Source organism: Streptomyces sp. NPDC002643 (assembly GCF_053592555.1).
The window spans coordinates 164,704-188,455 of sequence record NZ_JBSFVY010000002.1; the positions used below are offsets into that span (position 1 = coordinate 164,704).

The following is a 23,752-nucleotide window of genomic DNA, read 5'->3' on the forward strand; positions in this document are numbered from 1 at the left end:
GATGCGACCCTGTGATCATGAGCCGTAGCGAAGCACCGAGCTCCACGGGCACAGTGACCACCGGCGCACTCGTCGACCGTCTGCTGAGCGGCCTGCCGCCGGAGGCCGTGCTGACCGACCCGGATGTGACGGCGTCGTACGCGAACGACATGGCGAGCTTCTGCGAGGCGGGCGCCCCGGCGGTGGTGGTGCTGCCGAGGACCGTCGAACAGGTGCGGCACGTGATGCGGACCGCCACCGAGCTACGCACTCCGGTGGTGCCGCAGGGCGCCCGTACGGGACTGTCCGGCGGGGCCAACGCCTCCGAGGGCTGCATCGTGCTGTCGCTCGTCAAGATGGACCGGATCATCGAGATCAACCCCGTCGACCGGATCGCCGTCGTCGAACCGGGAGTCGTCAACGCCACGCTCTCCCGCGCGGTGAACGAACACGGCCTCTACTACCCGCCCGACCCCTCCAGCTGGGAGATGTGCACCATCGGCGGCAACATCGGCACGGCCTCGGGCGGCCTGTGCTGTGTGAAGTACGGGGTCACCGCCGAGTACGTCCTCGGGCTGGACGTCGTGCTGGCCGACGGCCGGCTGATGTCCACGGGGCGGCGCACGGCGAAGGGCGTCGCCGGGTACGACATGACCCGGCTCTTCGTCGGCTCCGAGGGCTCGCTCGGCATCGTCGTACGGGCGATCCTGGCGCTCAAGCCGCGGCCGCCGCAGCAGTTGGTGCTGGCCGCCGAGTTCTCGTCGGCCGCGGCGGCCTGTGACGCGGTGTGCCGGATCATGGAGGGAGGGCATGTCCCCTCACTGCTCGAACTGATGGACAGTACGACGGTGAAGGCCGTCAACGACCTCGCCCACATGGGGCTGCCGGAGACGACCGAGGCGCTGCTGCTGGCCGCCTTCGACACCCCGGACCCCACCGCCGACCTCGCCGCGGTCGGCGCGCTCTGCGAGGCCGCGGGCGCCACCCAGGTCGTACCGGCGGACGACCCGGCCGAGTCCGAACTGCTGTTGCGGGCACGGCGGTTGTCGCTGCCCGCACTGGAGGCGGTCAAGGGCACGACGATGATCGACGACGTCTGCGTGCCCCGGTCCCGGCTCGTCGACCTCATCGAGGGCATCGAGCGGATCGCCGAGAAGCAGCGGCTCACCATCGGGGTCGTCGCCCACGCCGGTGACGGCAACACCCACCCCACCGTCTGCTTCGACGCGGCCGACCCCGACGAGTGCCGGCGCGCCCGGGAGTCCTTCGACGAGATCATGGCCCTCGGCCTGGAACTCGGCGGCACGATCACCGGCGAGCACGGCGTGGGCATCCTGAAGAAGGAGTGGCTGGCGCGTGAGATCGGCCCGGTGGGGATGGAGATGCAGCGGGCGGTGAAGGCGGCCTTCGACCCGCTGGGCATCCTCAACCCCGGCAAGCTCTTCTGAGGAACCTCCCCTCGACTCACTGGGCCAGCAGTTCGGCCAGGGCGTCGTCGATGTGCAGCTGTTCGAACTCGGCGCCCGGCGGGACCATCCGCAGCGTCCGCTCCAGCCAGGCCGACACCTGGGGAGCGGGCGCCTCCAGCAGGGCGTCCCCGTCCGGCGAGCTGAGCGCCATCAGCACCACACTGCGGCCCCTCACCTTCGTCGGCCACACCCGCACATCCCCGTGCCCGCACGGCCGGAACACCCCCTCGACCAGCAGTTCGCGGGCGAACGTCCAGTGCACGGGACGGTTCGAGTCGATGTGGAAGGTGATGTGCACGGCGTACGGGTCGTCGCTGCGGTAGCCGAGCTTGGCCGGTACGGGGATACCGCGCTCGGGCGACAGGATGAGCCGCAGCTCCAGTTCACGCTCCACGACAGTGTGCTTCATGGCGGTCGTTCCTCTCCTACCGGCCCCGGACGGGGCCCACGGGTCTCGTGGCGGGCCCTGTGAGCGGGCCCGTACGAGTGAGAGGGCTGAGGAGGCCGAAGCATTACGCGGGTTCGAGAAACTTTTTTCCGACGGGCCCGCGACCGAGCCCACGACCGACCCACGACCGAGCCCACGACCCGTTCGCGGCCCCCTTCGCCGTAGCAGATCCCGTGCGCGAAAGGGGCGGGTCCGGCGGCAGCGGTCATGGGAGTTGTCGGCGTCTGGTAGATGTGGGTGACCCCTATCCACCTCCGAGCAGATACGGGACGACGGACATGAGCGCCCCAACTCCGGCCCCCGGCGACGACCGGCCCCGCGAAGGGTATTACCCGGACCCGTCCATTCCTGGATATGTCCGGTACTGGAACGGCGCCTCCTGGGTGCCCGGCACCAGCCGTCCGGCGCCCTCGGACGGCGAACCGCTCGTCCCGCCGTCCGACTCCGGGGGCGCGTCCGGTACGTCCGCCCCCGTGGAGGAGACGGGCCCCCACTTCTTCGACGAGGACCCCGAGCCCGCCGACGAGCCCGCCCGCCAGAACTCCGCCGACTCCCTGCACGGCAGCCGCCCCGAACCCGCCTCGGCCTGGGGCGCCGACCGCTCCCGCCAGACCGGCTTCGGCGGCGACAAGGACCGCCGGGTGTCATGGGGTTCCTCGGGCGGCGCCATGAACCCGCCGGGCTCCTCCGCACCGGCCGCCCCCCAGGGCGCCGACCCCCGGATGTCCCTCGCGGCCGACCCCGGCGAGGGCCCGGCCGACTCCGGGCGTACGGCGACCACGGACGGCACGGCGACGATCCCTCCGGCGGACGGCGACGACGACGCCCCGCAGGGCACGGTGGTGTTCCGCCGCCCCGGCACGGGCGGGCGCCCCCGGCCGGCCGAGGGCACGGAACCGGAGCGGTCCGAGGGCACCATGGTCTTCGGCACCAACTCCTCGCGCTCCGGGCAGGACAGCGGAACCGGAACCCCGGCCCGGGGCCCGTACGGCGCACCCCGCACCCCCTCCCAGGCCGCCGCCCAACAGGCCCTCGGCCTCGCCCCCGGCTCCTCGGCCCCCGCTTCCCCGTCACCGACGCCGCCGAACCCGCCGACCGCGCCCTCCGGCCCCCAACAGGGCCCCCAGACCCCCCGGCCCACCACATCCCCGGCGGCCCCGGCACCCGCCACCCCGGCCCAGACCCCCGCGCTCCCGCCCGCGCCGACGCCGCCCGCCCCCCGCCGGCCCGAGCAACCGGCACTCGGCGGCTCCTTCTCCCCCCAGCCCGCCCAACCCCCCGTCCCGCAAGGCCTGCAGAGCCCCCAGGCACCCCAGACACCCCAGATCCCTCAGGTACCCCAGCTCCCGCAGTCCCCCCAGGCACCCCAGCTCCCACAGGCCGCGCAGCCCGCGTCGGCCGTACCCCCGCAGGTCGCGCCCCGTCAGGCGGTCGACACCCCGATGGCCGTGGGCGCCGGTGGCGGGCAGCCGTCCTGGGCCCAGCAGGTGCACCAGCTGGCCGGTGGGGACGAGGACCGTCCGGTCGCCCCGTGGAAGCCGGTGGTGGAGGACCCGTTCCAGGCCGCCGCCCGGCGGCAGGCGGAGGCCCGCCCGGCCGGGCTCGGCAGACGGCTGACCGCCCGGCTCGTCGACAGCGCGGTCGTCGGCGCCGTGACCGCCGCGGCCGCCATCCCCTTCGGCACCAGGGCGCTCGACCACATCAACGGCAAGATCGACGCGGCCAAGCTCTCCGGCGAGAAGGTCACCGTCTGGCTCCTCGACGGCACCACCTCGGTCTACCTGGGCATCGTCCTGGGCGTCCTCTTCCTCGTCAGCGCCCTCTACGAGGTGCTGCCCACCGCCAAGTGGGGCCGCACCCCGGGCAAGAGGCTGCTCGGCATCGAGGTCCGCGACATCGAGGGCCATGAGCCCCCGGCCTTCGGCGCCTCCTTCCGCCGCTGGCTCGTCCACACCGTCCCCGGCCTGCTCGGCATCGGGGTGCTCGGCATCCTGTGGTGCCTGTGGGACAAGCCGTGGCGCCAGTGCTGGCACGACAAGGCGGCTCATACGTTCGTCGCCGGCAAGTAGCGGCGGGGCGCCCACCGGCCACCGGGCGCCCCGGCAGCCGTACGGAACCCCGTCCCCCGTACGGCCCCGTGCCGGATGCGGAGTCGGGGGGAACGCGGTCGACTCGGCCCATGAGCACCGAACCGCCGCCCCCCGGCTCCGGTCAGCCCCCGGAGGACGACCCGTTCAAGAAACAGCCGCCCCCACCGCCGGGCGGCGGCTCCCCGGACGACACCCCGCCGGGTCGACAGCCCCCGTACGGCGGTCAGTCGCCGCCCTCCTACGGCGGTGGCCCCTACGGCGGAGGCGGCCCCTACGGGGGCGACCCTTACGGCGGCGGGCAGTACCCCAGCGACCCGCTGATGGGGATGCCGCCGCTCGCCGACAGCGGCAAGCGGGTGCTGGCGCGGATCATCGACATGATCCTGGTCGGGATCGTGGTGGGGCTGCTGGCATGGGCCTTCCGGGTCAGCCAGTACACGACGGACTCCGACGACTGGGAGTTCGGCAAGTCACTGGGGCAGGAGGTGATCGCCGCCGTCCTCTACATCGGCTACGACACCTACTTCACGGTTCGCAACGGCCAGACCCTCGGCAAGCGGCTGATGAAACTGCGGGTGGCCGACCTCAGCGACGGCTCCACACCCTCCATCCAGACCGCGCTGATGCGGGCGGCCGTCCTCTGGCTCCCGTTCGCCTTCTGCTGCGCCTGTGTCTGGACGGCGATCGCGGGCGGCTGGAGCTTCTTCGACAAGCCGTACAAGCAGGGTCTGCACGACAAGGCGGCGAAGACGGTGGTGGTCAGCACGGGTTGAGACGGGCACGGAGTGAGACGGGCACGGAGCAACGGAGAACGGCGGGTCCGTGGAGCACGGACCCGCCGTCACGTTTCTGCGAGCTGCCGAAGGCGCTGGGCGGCCTCAGGAACCCGTCGTCTCGTGCACCGGTCGCCGTACGGGTTCGGCGGCGGCCGGAGCCGGGGACGGGGCCACCGGGGCCGGGGCGGCGGTGGTTTCGGTGCGGCCGGTGGCCTTGACGGCGCTCGGCGGGGTCTTCGGCAGCGGCACGGTCAGTGCGACGAGCAGGCCGAGGGCCAGGGCGGCAAGGGCGATCACCGCGATACCCGCGCCGGAACTCGTCTGTGACAGCAGCAGCATGGCGAGGGTGGAAAGGATCACGGTGCAGGAGCCGTAGGCGAGCTGTGCGGTCGTCGGACGAGGCATGGCAATCGTGTCCTCGGGTGGGGTCCTCCCCGTGCCTGTCACGATGAAGGGGAGGTGACGGATACGAATCAAAGGTGAAGCAGTACCGTCGGCTTGGCTTTCGCCGACTTCCGGCGCTCCGCCAATCGACTCTATTCGGCAGGGTGCCCGAGCGGAACGACGGGTAAGCGTGACCTGACCCACGGTGCCCGGCGCACGGGGGGCGCACGGGTTCACGGAGTCCGGTAAGTGGACGGCCCCGCGCGCCCGTTGAGAGGCTTCATAACGGCCCTGTAACGAACAAGCGCTTCCTGTGGACGCCGATACTCCACTTGACCTGTGCAAGTCAAGATCTGTCTTTTATCTCGAAACTCCGGTCGAATGTGGCCACTTGACTACACGCGTATACCGCGCGCGGACTTCCTCCACGACCAGGACCATCCCCTCCGCGCGAACGGACGCGGGGGAGGACATCAAGTGACCAGTAGACCCTGGACGTTCAGGGCGGCGGCCATCAGTGTCGCCATCGCCACGGCCGCGGCGACGATCTCGACCTTCGCGGTGGCGCAGGCCGCGGACGGCACGCCGAAGGCCTCGGTGGACCGCCATGATCCGGCGGAGCACCAGCACGGTGAGCACGACCTCGAAGGCCCGCTGAGCAAGACGCAGGAGGCTCAGCGCGAAGAGGCCCTGGAGCAGGTGATATCCGGCGACGCCACGGTGAAGAACCGTGACGGCTCCAAGGTCGTCGAGCTGACGAGCAAGAAGGGCAAGAGCAAGTACGTCGAGCTGGGCCGTGAGAAGACCGACAAGATCTTCACGATCCTGGTCGAGTTCGGCGACGAGATCGACAGCCGCTATGGCGGCACGCCCGGCCCGCTGCACAACCAGATAGCCGAGCCGGACCGGGCCCAGGACAACTCCACGGCCTGGCAGGCGGACTACAACCAGCAGCACTTCCAGGACCTGTACTTCGGCACCGGCAAGAACACCGAGTCGATGAAGAAGTACTACGAGAAGCAGTCCTCGGGCCGCTACTCGGTCGAGGGCGAGGTCTCGGACTGGGTCAAGGTCCCCTACAACGAGGCCCGTTACGGCAACAACGCCTGCGGCCAGTCCACCTGCTCCAGCGTGTGGAACGTGGTCAGCGACGGCTTGAACTCCTGGGTCGACCAGCAGAAGGCGGCCGGTCGCACCGACGCGGAGATCAAGGCGGACGTCGCCGAGTTCGACCAGTGGGACCGTTACGACTTCGACGGCGACGGCGACTTCAACGAGCCCGACGGCTATATCGACCACTTCCAGATCGTGCACGCCGGTGAGGACGAGTCCGCCGGCGGCGGCGTCCAGGGCACGGACGCCATCTGGGCCCACCGCTGGTACGCCTTCGGCACCAACGCCGGGGTGACCGGCCCCGACGGCAACAAGCTCGGCGGCGCCAAGATCGGTGACACCGGTATCTGGGTCGGCGACTACACCATCCAGCCGGAGAACGGCGGACTCGGCGTCTTCGCCCACGAGTACGGCCACGACCTCGGTCTGCCGGACCACTACGACACCACCGGCGGCGGCGAGAACTCCACCGGCTTCTGGACCCTGATGTCCTCCGGCTCCTGGCTCGGCACCGGCGAGGACAGCATCGGCGACCTGCCCGGCGACATGACCGCCTGGGACAAGCTGCAGCTCGGCTGGCTCAACTACGACACGGCGAAGGCCGGGACGAAGTCCAAGCACAAGCTGGGTGTCGCCGAGTACAACACCAAGGACAAGCAGGCGCTGGTCGTCGAGCTGCCCGAGAAGCAGGTCACCACGGAGATCGTCGACCCGGCCGAGGGCTCCTACCAGTGGTGGAGCGGCAGCGGTGACAACCTCTCCAACACGCTGACCCGTTCCGTCGACCTCACCGGCAAGTCCTCCGCCGCGCTGACCCTCGACGGCTGGTACGACATCGAGGCCGAGTACGACTACCTCTACACCGAGGTCTCGACCGACGGCGGCGCCAACTGGACCGCGATCGACGGCACGGCGGACGGCGCGGCGATCCCGCGTGACGCCAGCGACAAGCCGGCGCTGACCGGTTCGTCCGTCGACCACAAGAAGCTGTCGTACTCCCTGGACGCGTACGCGGGCCAGAAGATCGACCTCCGCTTCCGCTACCAGACCGACGGCGGCGTGGCCCCCAAGGGCTTCGCGGCGGACGGCATCACCGTCACCGCCGACGGCTCGGCGCTCTTCACCGACAACGCCGAGACGGCCGACGCCGCTTGGACCGCCAAGGGCTTCTCGCGCATCGGCGCGTCCATCACGGACGACTACGCGCAGTACTACATCGCCGAGAACCGTCAGTACGTGTCGTACGACAAGACGCTGAAGGTCGGCCCGTACAACTTCGGCTTCGCGACGACGCGTCCGGACTGGGTGGAGCACTTCCCGTACCAGAACGGTCTGTTGATCTGGAAGTGGGACACCTCGCAGGCGGACAACAACACCAGCCAGCACCCCGGTGTCGGCCTGGTCCTGCCCGTCGACTCCCACCCGGCGGCGCTGAAGTGGTCCGACGGCACACTGATGCGCAACCGCATCCAGTCCTACGACTCGCCGTTCAGCCTGTACCGCACGGACGGTCTGAAGCTGCACAAGGCGGACGTCCTCACCCGCATCCCGTCGTCGAAGGGCGTCTCGACCTTCGACGACCACGCGAACTCGTACTACGACGAGACCAACCCCCTGGGTGGCGTCAAGATCACTGACACCAACACCAAGATCAAGATCGTCAAGGAGGCCAGGGATGGCTCCACGATCTCGCTCCAGGTGGGCCCCGCGGTGAAGTAATCAGCGTTTGTGCAGGTCAGAACATGTTCGGCCGCGACCCTCTTGGCGGGTCGCGGCCGGACGTGTTTAGGTGCATCCCGTGGCCTTCTTATTGACACTGACGCGCACGGGGGTGTGACCTGCATGGCCGCAGGAGGTTTCTGCAAGCTGCCGGACGGCAATGTGGTCGTCGCCCTGAACCTGTCGGAGACGACGACCAGGGCGGCGGACTGGGCACGGCCGCGTGCCCCAGGGGGGTCCCTGCCGGGCAAACCGGAGGGGGTGCCGCCCACGCCGGTGAATGTGGCGCCGGTCACGGCGAGTGGCGTCGTGGGCAGGGTGCCGCCTGCCGGGGACGGCTCCGTACGTGTCCTGGTCCTCGCCGCCAACCGTGCCCGCGCGCTGACCCGGCTGCGCAATCTGGGACTGCGCGCGATCTACCTTCGCGGCAATGCGGCCCCGCCCACACCGGACGAGATCACGGCGGTGCTCCACCACCCGGACGGCCTGATATGGCGTACCTCCCCGACCGGGGGGACCTCCACGACGCCGGAGCTGTGGCACCCGATCAGGGCGCTGCTGAGGAGGCCGGCGGCTCGGGTGTGAGGCACTCGGCGGCTGCAGCTGGGCGGGCCGGGGGTTCGCTTACCGGCGCTTGCCGGGTGCCGCTCTCTTTGGGATGGGTGCCGCCCCAGCGGCACGATTGCCCGCAGCTATGACGGCGACGGCTGGGGCGGCGCGGCCCCGCAGCTGAGTTGGCTGGCCTACACGACCGGCTTGCCGGAGAGTTCCACTCCTGCTTCTCGGAGGTCGTCGAGGGCCTTTTCGGTGGTTTCCTCGGCTACGCCCGCTGTGAGGTCCAACAGGACGTGGGTGTGGAAGCCCTCGCGGGCGGCGTCCAGGGCGGTGGCGCGTACGCAGTGGTCCGTCGCGATGCCGACCACGTCGACCTCGGTGATCTCGCGGGCCCGCAGCCAGGCGGCCAGCGGCACACCGTTCTCGTCGGCGCCCTCGAAACCGCTGTACGCCGCCGCGTACGCCCCCTTGTCGAACACGGCGTCCACCGCGCCGGAGGCGATCGCCGGGGCGAAGTTCGGATGGAAGCCCACACCCTCGGTCCCGGCGACGCAGTGCGCCGGCCAGGAGTGGACGTAGTCGGGGTTGTCGGCGAAGTGGCCCCCGGGCGCGATGTGGTGATCACGGGTGGCCACCACATGCTGATATCCGGGACCGGCCGCCTGGCCGATCAGCTCGGTGATGGCGGCGGCCACATCGGCACCGCCGGCCACCGCGAGACTGCCCCCCTCGCAGAAGTCGTTCTGCACATCAACGACGATCAAGGCGCGGCGCATGGTGTCGGTGTCCTTCGACTCTGGTGAGTCCTTCGACTCTGGTGAAAAAGGTGACCCCGGAGCAATTCGAAACTACGAACTTCCGAGCCTAGAGACTTCGAGAGGCGTTCGGGAGGGGGCATCCGGCGCTCGCCCGGGGCGTGAACCGGTGCACGGGTCGGACGCGCGGGCGCGACCCGCTCGTATCCAAGAGCACGCGCGACACGACCCGCCGGTTCACCGGCCGATCGTCCCGCCCCACCCCCAGCGTGCCCCCGCCGCCCCCGTCCGACCTCTTACACGTACTCCGTCGGGATGACCGGCTCCCCACGCGACAGCTGGGTCGCCGACAGCGGCAGCCGCGCGCGGGCGGCCGTATGGCGTTCCCGTACGACGTCCAGGGGTTCTCGGGAGAGGACGCGGCCGTCCTTGATCAGCTGGACCTGGAGGCCGTGGTCCTTGAGGCCCTCGGGGACGTGACCCACACCGATGACCTCGGCCTCCGCGACACCGTCCGCGTCGGGCCGCCGGGCGGCCCACTTGCGGCCGCCGATCGAGGTCTTGCCGCCGGTGGACTTCTTCGCCACGGGGACCAGGGGAGCGGTCGGGTCGGCCGACTCCGCGCGGGCCACCAGCTTGTAGACCATCGAGCAGGTGGGGTGCCCGGACCCCGTCACCAGCTGGGTGCCCACCCCGTACGCGTCCACGGGCGCCGCCGCGAGGGAGGCGATGGCGTACTCGTCGAGGTCCGAGGTGACGATGATCCGGGTGTCGTGCGCCCCCAGCGCGTCCAACTGCTGACGCACCCGGTGCGCGACCAGGAGCAGATCACCCGAGTCGATGCGGACCGCGCCCAGCTCGGGACCGGCGATCTCCACGGCCGTGCGTACGGCCTCGGCGACGTCGTAGGTGTCGACCAGCAGGGTGGTGTTCCTGCCGAGCGAGTCCACCTGGGCCTGGAAGGCGTCCCGCTCGCGGTCGTGGAGCAGGGTGAAGGCGTGCGCGGAGGTGCCGACGGTCGGGATGCCGTAGCGGAAACCGGCGGCCAGGTCCGAGGTGGAGGTGAAGCCGCCGATGTACGCGGCGCGCGAGGCGGCCACGGCGGCCAGCTCGTGCGTACGCCGGGCGCCCATCTCGATCAGCGGGCGCTCCCCGGCGGCGCTGGACATCCGGGAGGCCGCCGCCGCGATCGCCGAGTCGTGGTTGAGGATGGAGAGGATCACGGTCTCCAGCAGGACGCACTCCGCGAAGGAGCCCTCGACCCGCATGATCGGGGAGCCCGGGAAGTACACCTCGCCCTCCTGGTAGCCCCAGACATCACCGCCGAAGCGGTAGCCGGCGAGCCAGTCGAGGGTCTCCGCGTTCACGATGGAACGTTCCCGCAGGAAGCCGAGGACGCCCGGGTCGAAGCGGAAGTTCTCGACCGCGTCCAGCACCCGGCCGGTCCCGGCCACCACGCCGTACCGGCGCCCCTCCGGCAGTCGCCGGGTGAAGACCTCGAACACCGACCGCCGCTCGGCCGTGCCCGCCTTGAGCGCCGCCTGCAGCATCGTGAGTTCGTAGTGGTCCGTGAAGAGCGCGGTCGAGGGGACGTCCACCGGCAAACCAAGGTCCGCTACGCCCATCGCACTTCTCCTCGCAAATAGCTCGCCGGGTGCCCCCGGGGTCTGCCGGGGGTCCGGGGGTTGTCCCCCGGGGGATGCAGCATGGCAGGAGATCGTACTCCTATTTCGTCAGTCTGACGATTTCGAGTGGCGGACGTCTCGAACGGTGGTCGCGTGCCTCTCCGAGGGGCTGTCCGCCGCTCTGCCCGAAGGCCCCGTCCAGGTGCCCATTTGTGCGCGCACCCCCCTGTGGTGGCAGCATGGGCCGTGTGACGGCAGCCGCACCCATCGAGATCGAGAAGACCGAGTCGGCGGAGGAGGTCTTCGCCGTACCCGAGCCCGACGTGCCCTGGGTGACGATCGTTCACAACGACCCCGTGAATCTCATGAGCTATGTGACCTATGTCTTCCAGATGTACTTCGGGTACACGAAGGACAAGGCCACCAAACTCATGCTCGACGTCCACCACAAGGGCCGCGCGGTCGTCTCCAGCGGAACACGCGAGGAGATGGAGCGCGACGTACAGGCCATGCACGGCTACGGTCTGTGGGCCACTCTCCAGCAGGACCGCAAGTAGCGCCCGACCGGACCCCGCCGGACCTCACGACCGCGACCGCACAGGACCCGGAGTAAACGACCCACCTGATGTCAGGACACTTCGAATCGCTTCCCGGCGGCGGCGCGGCCGTCGCGCTCGACGAGGTCGAGATCTCCATCATCCGCTCGCTCGCGGTCCAGCTCCTGGAGCTGATCGGTCCGGGTCCCGGCGAGGACGCCCCCGACGACCCCTTGGCCGAACTGTTCGCCGAGGGCCCGAGCGAACCGCCCAAGGACCCCGTCCTCAAACGCCTGTTCCCGGACGCCTACAGCGACCCCGAGGGCGCCCCGGCGCCCCGGGAGGCCGAGGAACAGCGGGCGTACTCCGCCGAGTTCCGCCGCTTCACCGAGAACGATCTGCGCGCCGGCAAGCGGGACAACGCCCTCGCGGTCGTCCGCTCCCTGGACACGTTGTCCGCCGCCGGTGAGGGCGGGGCCGTACTGAAGCTGTCGGCGGAGGAGTCACGGCAGTGGCTCGGCTGTCTCAACGACCTGCGCCTCGCCATCGGCTCCCGGCTGGACGTCGTCGACGAGGAGGACACCGACCTCCTCTACCGGCTCCCGGACGAGGACCCGCGCAAGCCGATGGTCATGGCGTACCTCTGGCTGGGCAGCCTCCAGGAGACGCTCGTCGCCACGCTGATGCCCTGAGGGCTGTTGTCGAGGTTTCCGGGCTCTCCGGGCTCGTACGCCTTCGATTTCATGGTGTGCGCCTCAGAATTCATTCCGTGTTCGCTCAGGGGACGCTCAAATCCGGATAACGATCGTGTCACCACCCCGGTGAGGGATGCCCTCGCGGGTGTTCTTTGTCCGCTTCTTCCTGTGTTGTGCGCCACAACGCGCCGTGTTGATCAATAGGGCGGGCGTGATAAATCTTCACGACCGCCCGATGGACACCACCCTCGTCCGTCGGGTGCGCCACCGAGCCGGTGACCGCCGGCCAGGCACGAGCGGGCCGTTCGCGGCCCGCTCAGCTCCATCTCATCCCAGGGGGGATCGAAATCCGGTCCGGGGTCGACACACGGCCCGGACCGGCACGGCGTGGAGAAAGGCGCACCACAACATGACCTCCGCTCAGGTCAGCAAGGACGGCAAGGACGCCGTGCTCGGCGACACCCCCGAAGAGGGGTACGAGCGCGGGCTCGGCAGCCGCCAGGTCCAGATGATCGCGATCGGCGGCGCCATCGGCGTCGGCCTCTTCCTCAACGCCGGGGCGAACATCGCCAAGGCGGGACCGAGCCTCATCCTGATGTACGCCCTCGCCGGCGTGATCATCTTCTTCATCATGCGGGCCCTCGGCGAACTGCTCCTCTACCGCCCCGTCTCGGGCTCGTTCGCCGAGTACTCCCGCGAATTCCTGGGCCCGTTCTTCGGCTACTTCACCGGCTGGACGTACTGGCTGCTGTGGGTCGTCACCGGTATGGCCGAGCTGACCGCCGCCGCGATCTACATCAACTACTGGTTCCCCGAGGTCCCGCAGTGGGTCTCGGCCCTGGTCTTCCTGGTCGTGCTCTTCGTGGCCAACCTGATCTCGGTGAAGCTGTTCGGCGAGATCGAGTTCTGGTTCTCGATGATCAAGGTCACCGCGATCATCGGCATGATCGTGATCGGTCTCGGCGTCCTCACCTTCGGCTTCAGCGCCGCCGGTGACACGGCCTCCGTCTCCAACCTCTGGGCCTTCGACGGCTTCTTCCCCAAGGGCATCGGCTCCTCCCTGATGACCCTCCAGGGCGTGATGTTCGCCTACCTCGCCGTCGAACTGGTCGGCGTCACCGCCGGTGAGTCCGAGAACCCGGAGAAGACCCTCCCCAAGGCGATCAACACCCTGCCCTGGCGTATCGCGCTCTTCTACGTCGGTGCCCTCACCGTGATCCTCTGCGTGGTGAAGTGGACCGAGTTCGCGCCCGGCGTCAGCCCCTTCGTGAAGGCCTTCGCGATGATCGGCATCCCTGCGGGCGCCGGCATCGTCAACTTCGTCGTGCTGACGGCGGCCCTTTCCTCCTGCAACTCCGGCATGTACTCCACGGGGCGGATGCTGCGGACCCTGGCCGACAGCGGTGAGGCGCCCGGCGCCTTCAACAAGCTGTCCGCCACCAAGACGCCCGCGCTCGCCATCGGGGTCTCCGTGCTCTTCATGGGGATCGGCGTGGTGCTGAACTACATCGTTCCGGAGAAGGCGTTCTCGTACGTCGTCTCCGTCGCCACCGGGGCCGGTATCTGGACGTGGCTGATGATTCTGATCAGCCATGTGCGCTACCGGCGCGCGGTTGACGCGGGGCGGCTGCCCGCGTCGTCCTTCCCGGCGCCGGGGGGTGCGACGGGCAGTTGGATCGCCATTGTGTTCCTGCTGGTCGTGACGGGGCTCATCGCCTACGACCACGAGGCGCGCGTCAGTCTGTATGTGATGGCCGGGTGGGCGGCTGCGCTGGGGGTGGGGTGGCTGGTGTTGAAGGCTCGGAATCCTGAGGTGACGCGGCGCGAGTCTGAGAAGGTCGGCTAGTAGCTCGGGGGGTTCGGTCAGTTGGCCGGCCGCGGGTTCGTTGTGGCTGGTCGCGCCCCTGCGGCGGAGCCGCATATCCAGTAGAGCCCCGCGCCCCTTTTAGGGGCGCTGCAGTGAGCTAAGTCCAGTATGTGGGCCGTTCCGTACCAAACCCCGGTACGGAACGGCCCCTCTGTTTATCCTGGCCAGCATGCTGACCATCACCCAGGCGCTTGTCGATCAGATCGTCGCCCATGCGCGCAAGGACCATCCCGATGAGGCGTGCGGCGTTGTCGCGGGGCCGGCGGGCTCGGAGCGGCCCGAGCGGTTCGTTCCGATGCTGAACGCCGCGATGTCGCCCACGTTCTACGAGTTCGACTCGGGCGATCTGCTCAAGCTGTACCGCGAGATGGACGACCGCGACGAGGAGCCGGTGGTCATCTACCACTCCCACACGGCCACCGAGGCCTACCCGTCCCGCACCGACATCTCGTACGCGAACGAACCCGGCGCCCACTACGTCCTCGTCTCCACCGCCGACACCGACGGCCTCGGCGACTTCCAGTTCCGCTCGTACCGGATCGTCGAGGGCGAGGTGACGGAGGAGGAGGTCCGGATCGTGGACGCGTACTAGTGCCGACGGCCCGGTTCACGCGCCACGTATCACTCCTCGGTCGAATCTCGTCCGGTATGTGGGATCACACTCTGGGCGCGGGACCGGGAATCGATACGATGAGCGCATGGTTCTGAACGACGTGAGCGAGAAGACGCCGGGCGCACTGCTCGTGGCGCGGCTGCACGTCGACCTGTGCAGGCTTGCCAGCGCCATCTGTTGACGCCGACCCTGCCGCCGTACGGCCGTGAGCCGCGGCGCTGAATCCTGTGTGACCACGCACTTCGCGCTGCCGCGCGCCACCGACCTACTACTCCCGACAGGAGCCGCACACCATGGCCATCGAGGTCCGCATCCCGACCATCCTCCGCCAGTACACCGACGGTCAGAAGGCGGTGGAGGGAGCCGGTGCCACCCTCGCCGAGCTGTTCACCGACCTGGAGACCCGGCACGCGGGCATTCACGCCCGCATCGTCGACCAGGCGGCCGGGGGTGAACTGCGCCGCTTCGTCAACGTCTACCTCAACGACGAGGACGTGCGCTTCCTGGAGGGCATCAACACCAAGCTGTCCGACGGCGACAACGTGACCATCCTGCCGGCCGTGGCCGGCGGTATGGCCTGACAGGCACGCTGACCGACCATGCGCTACGACTCCCCGCTGGCCGCGGTGGGCAACACCCCTCTGGTGCGCCTGCCGCGGCTCTCGCCGTCCGCCGACGTCCGTATCTGGGCGAAGCTGGAGGACCGCAACCCCACGGGTTCGGTCAAGGACCGGCCCGCGCTGCACATGATCGAACAGGCGGAGAAGGACGGCCGGCTGACCCCCGGCTGCACGATCCTCGAACCCACCTCGGGCAACACGGGCATCTCCCTCGCGATGGCGGCGAAGCTCAAGGGCTACCGCATCGTGTGCGTCATGCCCGAGAACACCTCGCAGGAGCGGCGCGATCTGCTCGGCATGTGGGGCGCCGAGATCATCTCCAGCCCCGCGGCGGGCGGCTCCAACACGGCCGTACGCGTGGCCAAGGAGCTGGCCGCCGAGCATCCCGACTGGGTGATGCTGTACCAGTACGGCAACCCCGACAACGCGGGCGCGCACTACGCCACGACCGGTCCCGAGATCCTGGCCGACCTCCCCTCCATCACCCACTTCGTGGCGGGCCTGGGTACGACCGGGACGCTCATGGGCGTCGGCCGCTACCTCCGTGAGCAGAAGCCGGACGTGAAGATCGTCGCCGCGGAGCCCCGCTACGACGACCTCGTCTACGGGCTGCGCAACCTCGACGAGGGGTTCGTGCCGGAGCTGTACGACGCGTCCGTCCTGACGACCCGCTTCTCCGTCGGCTCCGCCGACGCGGTGACCCGCACGCGGGAGCTGCTGCAACAGGAGGGCATCTTCGCGGGTGTCTCCACCGGGGCGGCGCTGCATGCCGCGATCGGGGTCGGCAAGAAGGCGGTGAAGGCCGGTGAACCGGCCGACATCGTGTTCGTCGTGGCCGACGGTGGCTGGAAATACCTGTCGACGGGCGTCTACACGGCACCGACGACGGAGGAGGCCATCGAGACGCTGCAGGGCCAACTCTGGGCGTAGGGGTGGCCGCCGGTTCGCCTATGGGGGTGGGGGAGTGCGTCGTCCGGCGCCTGCGGGTGGGTGGGGGCTGATCGCGCAGTTCCCCGCGCCCCTGAAAAAGCGAGGGCTACGCCCCGCTTTTTCATCACCCGGGGCCGGTGCTCACGTGCCGCAGGTTGCTGTTCGCGCCGCGCAGGCCCATATTCATGCGCCGTAGCGCTGCCTCGCACGGTTCCAAGCCCGTCTTTTGAGGGCCGTAGGCCCGAAAAAAGGGGCGCGGGGAACTGCGCGATCAGCCCCCGCCCACCCGCAGTCAAAGAACCGCCCCCAAGTCCCCCGAGGGGGTCGAAGGGGCGCAGCCCCTGGGGATGGGACGGGTAGGGGCGGCGGGGGCGAGGAAAATCGTCAGCCGGACAGATGCCGGACCTGGTCCCACAGCACCGGGTCGACCACACCCGCCTTACGCCGAAAGTCCCCCACCGGCACATCCCTCAACTCCCCCGTCTCCAAAAAGCTCGGCCGCCCCCGCACATCCCCCACCACCCCCGGCGGCAACGCGATCACCCCACCCCCCTCACCCCGGTACTTACTGGTGATCTTGGCAACACGAGCCCGATCCCCCCGCACAGCCAGCACCAGACACGGCCGATCCTTTCCCCCGGGCCCGTCCTCGAACGGCACACTCGCCCACCAGATCTCCGCCGGCCGAGGCAGCGGCCGAGGTCGAGGCCGAGGAACCGCCTCAGCACCCCGAGACCGCCCACGCGACCGAGTAAGCCCACGCGTCCCCGTACGTGCACCAGCCCGAGCAGTCCCGTCGGCCCGAGCGGGTCCGCCGGCCCGCGTACCCCCACCCGTACGCGTACGACCACCGCCCCGCCCACGGCCACCGCCCCGCCCCCGCCCCCCGCGCCCCCACCCGTCCACCACCGCCGCGACCAACGCCAGCAACACCACCGCCGCGAGCGCCAACCACCAGGACGTGTCCATGGGGACGACGGTACCGGCGCGTTTCCCGAGCCGCCCGCCCTGTCACGCGCCCCACACGCCTCCCGGCGCTCCCGCACCCCGGCCCACGCGCACCCCAACAGCCCCACCACCAGCCGAACCGGTGACACCACAGGTGAGTTCGCCCACAACGGCCCCTGCCGGAGGAGCGACCCACCCTTTTGCGCCTTACGCTCAACGGACCGCACCACCCATGCCGTACCGCCGTATCTCCGTCCGTCCTTCGCAACCCCGCCAACTGCAACCGGCACTGCGTACTACCTGCAATCCGCGGCCCGCCCCTCCGTACGCCACCACCACCGCCCCACCCGCACCATCGACCCACCAGACCAACCGTCCCCACTGCCACAGCCGCCCCAACTGCCACAACCGACACAGCTGTCACGACAGTCACGACTCACGCCAGCGCGGAGGTTCCAGCTCTTATGAAGCTCACCGTCGTCGGCTGCTCGGGGTCGTTCCCGTCCGCGGAATCGGCCTGTTCGAGCTACCTCGTAGAGGCCGACGGCTTCCGGCTGCTTCTCGACATGGGCAACGGTGCCCTGGGCGAGCTGCAGCGCCACTGCGGTCTCTACGACCTCGACGCGATCTTTCTCAGCCATCTGCACGCCGACCACTGCATCGACATGTGCGCGTACTTCGTCGCGCGCTACTACCGGCACGACGGCGGCCGCTGCGCCCCCATCCCGGTCTACGGACCCGAGGGCACCGAGCAGCGTCTGACCACCGCCTATGCCGACACCCCGTCCGCCTCCTCCATGAGCGAGGTGTTCGACTTCCACACGGTCAAGCCGAGCACGTTCGACATCGGCCCCTTCACCGTCCACACGGAACGGGTGGCCCACCCCGTGGAGGCGTACGGCATCCGTATCGAACACGGAGGCAGGACACTGACGTACTCCGGGGACACCGGTGTCACCGAGGCCCTGGACGAACTGGCCCGCGACGCCGATCTGTTCCTGTGCGAGGCCGCGTTCACCCACGGCAAGGAGAACATCCCCGACCTGCATCTCAACGGCCGTGAGGCCGGCGAGACGGCCGCCCGCGCCGGCGCCCGCCGCCTCCTCCTCACCCACATCCCGCCGTGGACGGACCCGCGGGTCAACCTCGTCGACGCCCGCGCGGTGTACGACGGCCCGGTGGAACTGGCGGCACCCAGGAAGACGTACGAGGTCTAGCCCCGAAGACGTGAGCGGGCCCCGGGAACGATTCGGCTCCCGGGGCCCCACCCATGTGCGTACCGGCGTACCCGGCGGATCGGTGTGCCGGAGGCTCACGCCTTGGTGAGGTCCTCCACCTCTTCCTCCGGTTCGCGTCCCGGCGTCGGGAGGTTGAAACGCACGATGGCGAAGCGGAAGACGACGTAGTAGAGGGCGGCGAAGACCAGGCCGATGGGGATGATCAGCCATGGCTTGGTGGCCAGGTTCCAGTTGAGGGCGTAGTCGATGAAGCCGGCGGAGAAGTTGAAGCCGGCGTGGACGCCCAGGCCCCAGGTGACGGCCATCGAGACGGCGGTCAGCAGGGCGTGGATGACGTAGAGGATCGGGGCGATGAACATGAAGGAGAACTCGATGGGCTCCGTCACGCCCGTCACGAACGAGGTCAGCGCCAGCGAGACCATCATGCCGGTGACGGCCTTGCGGCGCTCCGGGCGGGCGGTGTGCGCGATGGCCAGAGCCGCGGCCGGCAGACCGAACATCATGATCGGGAAGAAGCCGGACATGAACATACCGGCGGTGGGGTCGCCGGCCAGGAAGCGGCCGTAGTCGCCGTGGACGACCTGCCCGGCCGCGTCCTTGAACTCGCCGAGCTGGAACCACGCCACCGTGTTGACGAACTGGTGCATGCCGATCGGGATGAGCGCCCGGTTGATCGCACCGAAGAGGGCGGCGCCGAAGGAGCCGAGGCCGGTCATCCACTCGCCGAAGTCGCCGATGGCCGCACCGATCGGCTCCCAGACCAGTCCGAAGAAGACGCCGACGGCGGCGCCGACGAAGGCCATGACGATCGGCACCAGACGGCGGCCGTTGAAGAAGCCGAGCCAGTCCACCAGCTTCTTGCGGTGGTAGCGCTGCCAGAGGACCGCCGAGAGCAGACCCATCACGATGCCGCCGAGGACACCGGGGTTGTTGTAGGTCGCAGCGATGTCCGCACCCTTGGTGATCTTGGCCTCGGTGACCGGGAACGCCTCCAGAACCTTGCTGTAGACGAGGAAGCCGACCAGCGCGGCGAGGGCGGTGGAGCCGTCGGCCTTCTTGGCGAAGCCGATGGCGACGCCGACGCAGAAGAGCATCGGGAGGCTGCCGGTGATGGCGCCGCCCGCGTTCGCGAAGACGGCGGCGACCCTGTCCCAGCCGAGGCCGTCGGCCCCGAAGACGTCCGGCTGGCCGAGCCGGACCATCAGGCCGGCCGCCGGGAGGACGGCGATGGGGAGCTGAAGGCTGCGACCGACCTTCTGCAGACCCTGGAACATTCCCGGTCCCCACTTCCTCGTGGGGACCACCGCTGGCGCGTCGGCGGTGCTCATATACTTCCTCCATCGGGTGGTGGTCTACACCACTCAGTGGTGTAGACCTGTTGTAGCAGATGGGGAAGTTGTCTGGAAGCCTTCGCTCCGCGACTTCTCTCGGCCACCTCCGCCGCACTCGGCGGGGATCACGGAAAACAGGAGAACTGCCATGGCCAGCAAGGCTGAGAAGATCGTCGCCGGGCTCGGTGGCCTCGACAACATCGAGGAGATCGAGGGCTGCATCACCCGCCTGCGCACCGAGGTCAACGACCCCTCCCTCGTCGACGAGGCCGCGCTCAAGGCCGCCGGCGCCCATGGCGTCCTCAAGATCGGCACCGCCGTCCAGGTCGTCATCGGCACGGACGCCGACCCGATCGCGGCGGAGATCGAAGACATGATGTGAGCCCCGGCCCGACCAGGCCTTGCCGAGCCCCTTCCCATCGAGGGAGGGGGCGCCTCCGTAGGTGCCGATAGGCTCGTCGGCATGTCTCGTATCGACGGCCGTACGCCCGAACAACTCCGCCCGGTCACCATCGAACGCGGGTGGAGCAAGCACGCCGAGGGCTCCGTCCTCATCTCCTTCGGCGACACCAAGGTCTTCTGCACCGCATCCGTCACCGAAGGCGTCCCGCGCTGGCGCAAGGGTAGCGGTGAGGGCTGGGTCACCGCCGAGTACTCCATGCTGCCCCGCTCCACCAACACCCGCGGCGACCGCGAGTCCGTACGCGGCAAGATCGGCGGCCGTACCCACGAGATCTCCCGCCTCATCGGCCGCTCCCTGCGCGCCGTCATCGACTACAAGGCGCTCGGCGAGAACACGATCGTCCTCGACTGCGATGTGCTCCAGGCCGACGGCGGTACGCGTACGGCGGCGATCACCGGGGCGTATGTGGCGCTGGCCGACGCCGTCGGCTGGGCCCAGCGCAGGAAGCTGGTCCGCGCCGGGCGCCAGCCCCTCACCGGCACGGTGAGCGCGGTCTCCGTGGGCATCGTCGGCGGCGTCCCCCTCCTCGACCTCTGCTACGAGGAGGACGTCAAGGCCGACACCGACATGAACGTCGTCTGCACCGGCGACGGCCGCTTCGTCGAGGTCCAGGGCACCGCCGAGGCCGAGCCGTTCGCCCGCGAGGAGCTCAACTCCCTGCTGGACCTCGCGGTTTCCGGCTGTACCGAACTGGCTCTCCTCCAGGCCAAGGCACTTGATACCGTCCTCGAAAGGTAAAGGGCGCCCCAAGAGCGCCGGGTGTCATCGGCAACCGTGACGCTCCCGGGCGCGTCCTTGCCAGTACGGGCGCGCGGCCACAGACCGTGCGCCCGTCTCGCCCCGACCGACAGGAGGACCGTTCCATGGCCGCGAGCCACCGACGTCGTATCACCGCCATCGCCGGAGCCGTAGCAGCGGTCGCGCTCACGGCCGGGCTCACCACCGGCTGCGACGCCGTGAACAAGGCCCTGGACTGCGTCCAGACCGCCGAGGCCATCACCCAGAGCGTGAGCGACCTCCAGCAAGCCGTCGAGAACGCGTCGAACGACCCGACGCAACTGGAGGAGTCCCTCAACTCCATCGACGAGAACCTCAAGGAGATCGGCGACAAGACGGACAACGCCGACGTCAACAAGGCCGTCGACGACCTCCAGAAGGCCGTGGACGACGTCCAGACCGCGGTCAACGACGGCGACGCCACCCCCGACCTCAGCGGCATCACGAGCGCGGCGGGCGAACTGACGAAGGTCTGCACGTCGTAACGAGGCGTGGGTGTCGCGGCGGCCGGCCGGTGACCGGTCGCACCGCCCCCGGCCGGGGCTGGCGATACTGGTCCCCATGACCCGCCTGATCCTCGCCACCCGCAACGCCGGAAAGATCACCGAGCTGAAGGCGATCCTCGCCGACGCAGGTCTCACCCACGACCTCGTCGGCGCGGACGCCTACCCCGAGATCCCCGACACCAAGGAAACCGGCGTCACCTTCGCCGAGAACGCCCTCCTCAAGGCCCATGCCCTGGCGCGGGCCACGGGGCTGCCGGCCGTCGCCGACGACTCCGGGCTCTGCGTGGACGTCCTCGGCGGTGCCCCCGGCATCTTCTCCGCCCGCTGGTCCGGCCGCCACGGCGACGACCGCGCCAACCTCGAACTCCTCCTCGCCCAGCTCTCCGACATCGACGACGCCCATCGAGGGGCCCACTTCGCCTGCGCGGCCGCCCTCGCCCTGCCGGACGGCACGGAACGCGTGGTCGAGGGGCAGTTGAGGGGCGTACTGCGTCACACACCGGTGGGCACGAACGGCTTCGGCTACGACCCGATCCTCCAGCCGGAGGGCGATACACGGACCTGCGCCGAGCTGACCGCCGAGGAGAAGAACGCGATCAGCCATCGGGGGAAGGCGTTCCGGGCGTTGGTGCCGGTGGTGCGGGAGTTGCTGGGCTGAGGCCCACTGAGATCCACTGAGGCCCACTGAGATCCACTGAGGTCCATTGAGGTCCATTGAGATCCAGAAACGGGAACGGCCCGCGCATCGATCCTTCGATGCGCGGGCCGATTTCCGTGCGGCGGAAGGGATTCGAACCCTCAAGCCCGCTAAGGGCCACAGGACCTAAACCTGCTGTGTCGCCATTGCACCACCGCCGCTGGTCGCCTGCCATCGTACCGGCAGAGGCCGGCGGCCTGTTGCCTCCCCCGCGCCGGGGGGGAGGGGTGGATCAGATGCCCAGGTCCTTGATGATTTTGGCCACGTGGCCGGTGGCTCGGACGTTGTAGAGGGCCCGCTCGACCTTGCCCTCCTCGTCGACGACGATCGTGGAGCGGATGACGCCCATGTAGGTCTTGCCGTAGTTCTTCTTCTCGCCGAAGGCGCCGTACGCGTCGAGGACCGTCTTGTCGGGGTCGCCGAGCAGGGTGACCTTCAGGGACTCCTTCTCGCGGAACTTGGCGAGCTTCTCCGAGGAGTCGGGGGAGATGCCGATGACGTCGTAGCCGGCGTCGGCCAGCAGTTCGAGGTTGTCGGTGAAGTCGCAGGCCTGCTTGGTGCAGCCCGGTGTCAGGGCGGCCGGGTAGAAGTACACGATGACCTTGCGGCCCTTGTGGTCGGACAGGGACACCTCGTTGCCGTCGGCGTCGGAAAGGGTGAAGGCGGGGGCCACGTCCCCGGGCTGGAGTCGCTCACTCATCGGACCAGCGTAGGCCCTCGCGGCGGGCCCAGGCGGTGCGGTGACCGGCGGAACTGACAGACTGTCCGTGACGCGCACGGCTACGCGTACGCATACGGGCACGACAACGGGCACGACAACGGGAGGCAGCGCGGTGGCGGACACCTCGGACATCAGAACCCCGGCCGAGATCGAGGCGGACATCAAGCGCCGCCGCGACACCCTCGCCGAGACGCTCGACGAGATCGGCGTCCGGGTGCACCCGAAGACCATCGTCGGCGACGCCAGGGCCAGGGTCGTTTCCAATATCGACCACACCCTCGGCAAGGCCTATGTCGGGGCCAACCGCGTGGTCAGCGATGTCAAGGCGCAGTTCGTCAACGAGGACGGGGCGCCCCGGGTCGAGCGCATCGTGCCCGTCGCGCTCGTGGTCGTCGGGGTCGTCGGGCTGCTCGCGCTCGGGACTCGGCGTCGTAGGGGCTGACGAGGACAGGTAGGTTCAGGGTGTGAGCGAGAAGACCCACCACGACAAGTTGCCCATCCGGATGCTGCACGACCGTGTGCTCGTGCGGCAGGACACCGCCGAGGGCGAGCGGCGTTCCGGCGGCGGCATCCTGATCCCCGCGACGGCGGCCGTCGGGCGGCGCCTCGCCTGGGCCGAGGTCGTCGCGGTCGGCCAGAACGTCCGGACCGTCGAGCCGGGCGACCGTGTCCTGTACGACCCCGAGGACCGCGCCGAGGTCGAGGTCCGCGGCGTCGCGTACGTCCTGATGCGCGAACGCGATCTGCACGCCGTGGCCGCCGACCGCTTCGAGGGTTCCGAGGATTCGACCGGCCTGTATCTCTGAGCGACCCGGTACCTGGGACAAGGGGCTGGTGGCCATCGCCACCAGCCCCTTCTTCGCTGCCCGACGCCACGTTGGACGGGGCGGGACGCGC

General features: G+C 69.5%; 26 protein-coding genes and 1 tRNA gene. 19 read left to right on the plus strand and 8 right to left on the minus strand.

The features are described from left to right. The first annotated feature begins 11 nt into the window (after window positions 1–11). The gene (locus tag ACWD4G_RS03225) at window positions 12–1,427 is read left to right on the plus strand and encodes an FAD-binding oxidoreductase (protein WP_451290436.1); all 1,416 of its coding nucleotides are present in this window, start codon (window positions 12–14) and stop codon (window positions 1,425–1,427) included. A gap of 16 nt (window positions 1,428–1,443) precedes the next feature. Here the strand turns inward: ACWD4G_RS03225 and ACWD4G_RS03230 are convergent, their stop codons facing one another. Continuing rightward, window positions 1,444–1,857: an SsgA family sporulation/cell division regulator gene (locus ACWD4G_RS03230; protein ID WP_451290437.1), complete on the minus strand. Its 414-nt coding sequence runs from the start codon at window positions 1,855–1,857 to the stop codon at window positions 1,444–1,446. 317 nt (window positions 1,858–2,174) lie between these two features. Here ACWD4G_RS03230 and ACWD4G_RS03235 point away from each other — a divergent pair, with 317 nt between their 5' ends. Both ACWD4G_RS03235 and ACWD4G_RS03240 read left to right on the plus strand, forming a co-directional pair. Continuing rightward, window positions 2,175–3,965, plus strand: coding sequence for an RDD family protein (locus ACWD4G_RS03235; protein ID WP_451290438.1), 1,791 nt, complete (start codon window positions 2,175–2,177; stop codon window positions 3,963–3,965). 110 nt (window positions 3,966–4,075) lie between these two features. Further along, window positions 4,076–4,759 carry an RDD family protein gene (locus ACWD4G_RS03240; RefSeq protein WP_451290439.1) on the plus strand — a complete coding sequence of 228 codons (684 nt, stop codon included), beginning with the start codon at window positions 4,076–4,078 and terminating at the stop codon, window positions 4,757–4,759. A gap of 105 nt (window positions 4,760–4,864) precedes the next feature. Here the strand turns inward: ACWD4G_RS03240 and ACWD4G_RS03245 are convergent, their stop codons facing one another. After that, window positions 4,865–5,167: a hypothetical protein gene (locus ACWD4G_RS03245; RefSeq protein WP_451290440.1), complete on the minus strand. Its 303-nt coding sequence runs from the start codon at window positions 5,165–5,167 to the stop codon at window positions 4,865–4,867. A 456-nt stretch (window positions 5,168–5,623) separates the two neighbouring features. On the opposite strand from ACWD4G_RS03245, the gene ACWD4G_RS03250 reads away from it, so the two are divergent. Together ACWD4G_RS03250 and ACWD4G_RS03255 are read left to right on the plus strand one after the other, a co-directional pair. After that, window positions 5,624–7,978 (plus strand): immune inhibitor A domain-containing protein, encoded by a 2,355-nt coding sequence (locus tag ACWD4G_RS03250; RefSeq protein WP_451290441.1) that lies wholly within the window; start codon window positions 5,624–5,626, stop codon window positions 7,976–7,978. 123 nt (window positions 7,979–8,101) lie between these two features. Beyond that, window positions 8,102–8,563, plus strand: a complete 462-nt coding sequence (locus ACWD4G_RS03255; RefSeq protein WP_451290442.1) for a hypothetical protein — start codon at window positions 8,102–8,104, stop codon at window positions 8,561–8,563. A gap of 158 nt (window positions 8,564–8,721) precedes the next feature. Here ACWD4G_RS03255 and ACWD4G_RS03260 read toward each other — a convergent pair whose 3' ends face one another. Both ACWD4G_RS03260 and ACWD4G_RS03265 read right to left on the minus strand, forming a co-directional pair. Continuing rightward, entirely contained in the window at window positions 8,722–9,309 is a 588-nt protein-coding gene (locus ACWD4G_RS03260; RefSeq protein ID WP_451290444.1) for an isochorismatase family protein, read from the minus strand. Between the two features lie 275 nt (window positions 9,310–9,584). Further along, window positions 9,585–10,913, minus strand: a complete 1,329-nt coding sequence (locus ACWD4G_RS03265; protein WP_451290446.1) for a nicotinate phosphoribosyltransferase — start codon at window positions 10,911–10,913, stop codon at window positions 9,585–9,587. Between the two features lie 239 nt (window positions 10,914–11,152). Here ACWD4G_RS03265 and clpS point away from each other — a divergent pair, with 239 nt between their 5' ends. From clpS to ACWD4G_RS03300, 7 genes are all read left to right on the plus strand, one after another. Continuing rightward, complete coding sequence (clpS, locus tag ACWD4G_RS03270) at window positions 11,153–11,470, plus strand: ATP-dependent Clp protease adapter ClpS (protein WP_361288904.1); 318 nt, start codon at window positions 11,153–11,155, stop codon at window positions 11,468–11,470. A gap of 68 nt (window positions 11,471–11,538) precedes the next feature. Continuing rightward, window positions 11,539–12,141 (plus strand): DUF2017 domain-containing protein, encoded by a 603-nt coding sequence (locus tag ACWD4G_RS03275; protein WP_451290447.1) that lies wholly within the window; start codon window positions 11,539–11,541, stop codon window positions 12,139–12,141. A 412-nt stretch (window positions 12,142–12,553) separates the two neighbouring features. Next, window positions 12,554–13,990, plus strand: a complete 1,437-nt coding sequence (locus ACWD4G_RS03280; protein ID WP_451290448.1) for an amino acid permease — start codon at window positions 12,554–12,556, stop codon at window positions 13,988–13,990. Between the two features lie 190 nt (window positions 13,991–14,180). Next, window positions 14,181–14,603: a Mov34/MPN/PAD-1 family protein gene (locus ACWD4G_RS03285; RefSeq protein WP_451290449.1), complete on the plus strand. Its 423-nt coding sequence runs from the start codon at window positions 14,181–14,183 to the stop codon at window positions 14,601–14,603. Window positions 14,604–14,709: 106 nt separating this feature from the next. Continuing rightward, window positions 14,710–14,805, plus strand: a complete 96-nt coding sequence (locus ACWD4G_RS03290; protein WP_020132206.1) for a putative leader peptide — start codon at window positions 14,710–14,712, stop codon at window positions 14,803–14,805. Window positions 14,806–14,917: 112 nt separating this feature from the next. Further along, the gene (locus ACWD4G_RS03295) at window positions 14,918–15,205 is read left to right on the plus strand and encodes a MoaD/ThiS family protein (RefSeq protein ID WP_451290450.1); all 288 of its coding nucleotides are present in this window, start codon (window positions 14,918–14,920) and stop codon (window positions 15,203–15,205) included. Window positions 15,206–15,223: 18 nt separating this feature from the next. Then, window positions 15,224–16,174 (plus strand): PLP-dependent cysteine synthase family protein, encoded by a 951-nt coding sequence (locus ACWD4G_RS03300; RefSeq protein ID WP_451290451.1) that lies wholly within the window; start codon window positions 15,224–15,226, stop codon window positions 16,172–16,174. A gap of 384 nt (window positions 16,175–16,558) precedes the next feature. Here the strand turns inward: ACWD4G_RS03300 and ACWD4G_RS03305 are convergent, their stop codons facing one another. After that, window positions 16,559–17,143: a type II toxin-antitoxin system PemK/MazF family toxin gene (locus ACWD4G_RS03305; protein WP_451290452.1), complete on the minus strand. Its 585-nt coding sequence runs from the start codon at window positions 17,141–17,143 to the stop codon at window positions 16,559–16,561. A gap of 443 nt (window positions 17,144–17,586) precedes the next feature. Between ACWD4G_RS03305 and ACWD4G_RS03310 the strand changes: the two genes are divergently transcribed. Continuing rightward, window positions 17,587–18,339 carry an MBL fold metallo-hydrolase gene (locus ACWD4G_RS03310; protein ID WP_451290453.1) on the plus strand — a complete coding sequence of 251 codons (753 nt, stop codon included), beginning with the start codon at window positions 17,587–17,589 and terminating at the stop codon, window positions 18,337–18,339. Between the two features lie 95 nt (window positions 18,340–18,434). On the opposite strand, the gene ACWD4G_RS03315 is transcribed toward ACWD4G_RS03310, so the two are convergent. Further along, window positions 18,435–19,688: a PTS transporter subunit EIIC gene (locus ACWD4G_RS03315; RefSeq protein ID WP_451290454.1), complete on the minus strand. Its 1,254-nt coding sequence runs from the start codon at window positions 19,686–19,688 to the stop codon at window positions 18,435–18,437. 151 nt (window positions 19,689–19,839) lie between these two features. Here ACWD4G_RS03315 and ACWD4G_RS03320 point away from each other — a divergent pair, with 151 nt between their 5' ends. The 4 genes from ACWD4G_RS03320 to rdgB all read left to right on the plus strand — a co-directional run bounded on the left by ACWD4G_RS03320 (window position 19,840) and on the right by rdgB (window position 22,095). Further along, the gene (locus ACWD4G_RS03320) at window positions 19,840–20,073 is read left to right on the plus strand and encodes a glucose PTS transporter subunit EIIB (RefSeq protein WP_451290455.1); all 234 of its coding nucleotides are present in this window, start codon (window positions 19,840–19,842) and stop codon (window positions 20,071–20,073) included. A gap of 81 nt (window positions 20,074–20,154) precedes the next feature. After that, window positions 20,155–20,892, plus strand: a complete 738-nt coding sequence (gene rph, locus ACWD4G_RS03325; RefSeq protein WP_451290457.1) for a ribonuclease PH — start codon at window positions 20,155–20,157, stop codon at window positions 20,890–20,892. Between the two features lie 125 nt (window positions 20,893–21,017). Beyond that, window positions 21,018–21,416 carry a hypothetical protein gene (locus ACWD4G_RS03330; protein WP_451290458.1) on the plus strand — a complete coding sequence of 133 codons (399 nt, stop codon included), beginning with the start codon at window positions 21,018–21,020 and terminating at the stop codon, window positions 21,414–21,416. Between the two features lie 76 nt (window positions 21,417–21,492). Further along, a complete protein-coding gene (gene rdgB, locus ACWD4G_RS03335) occupies window positions 21,493–22,095 on the plus strand; it encodes an RdgB/HAM1 family non-canonical purine NTP pyrophosphatase (RefSeq protein ID WP_451290459.1) in 603 nt (200 codons plus the stop codon). A 117-nt stretch (window positions 22,096–22,212) separates the two neighbouring features. Here rdgB and ACWD4G_RS03340 read toward each other — a convergent pair. Both ACWD4G_RS03340 and bcp read right to left on the minus strand, forming a co-directional pair. Further along, a tRNA-Leu gene (locus ACWD4G_RS03340) sits at window positions 22,213–22,295 on the minus strand. A 71-nt stretch (window positions 22,296–22,366) separates the two neighbouring features. Beyond that, window positions 22,367–22,834, minus strand: coding sequence for a thioredoxin-dependent thiol peroxidase (gene bcp, locus ACWD4G_RS03345; protein WP_451290460.1), 468 nt, complete (start codon window positions 22,832–22,834; stop codon window positions 22,367–22,369). Between the two features lie 133 nt (window positions 22,835–22,967). Between bcp and ACWD4G_RS03350 the strand changes: the two genes are divergently transcribed. Then, window positions 22,968–23,297: a DUF3618 domain-containing protein gene (locus ACWD4G_RS03350; RefSeq protein ID WP_451290757.1), complete on the plus strand. Its 330-nt coding sequence runs from the start codon at window positions 22,968–22,970 to the stop codon at window positions 23,295–23,297. Window positions 23,298–23,319: 22 nt separating this feature from the next. Beyond that, window positions 23,320–23,661: a GroES family chaperonin gene (locus ACWD4G_RS03355; protein ID WP_172638899.1), complete on the plus strand. Its 342-nt coding sequence runs from the start codon at window positions 23,320–23,322 to the stop codon at window positions 23,659–23,661. Window positions 23,662–23,752: the final 91 nt, after the last annotated feature.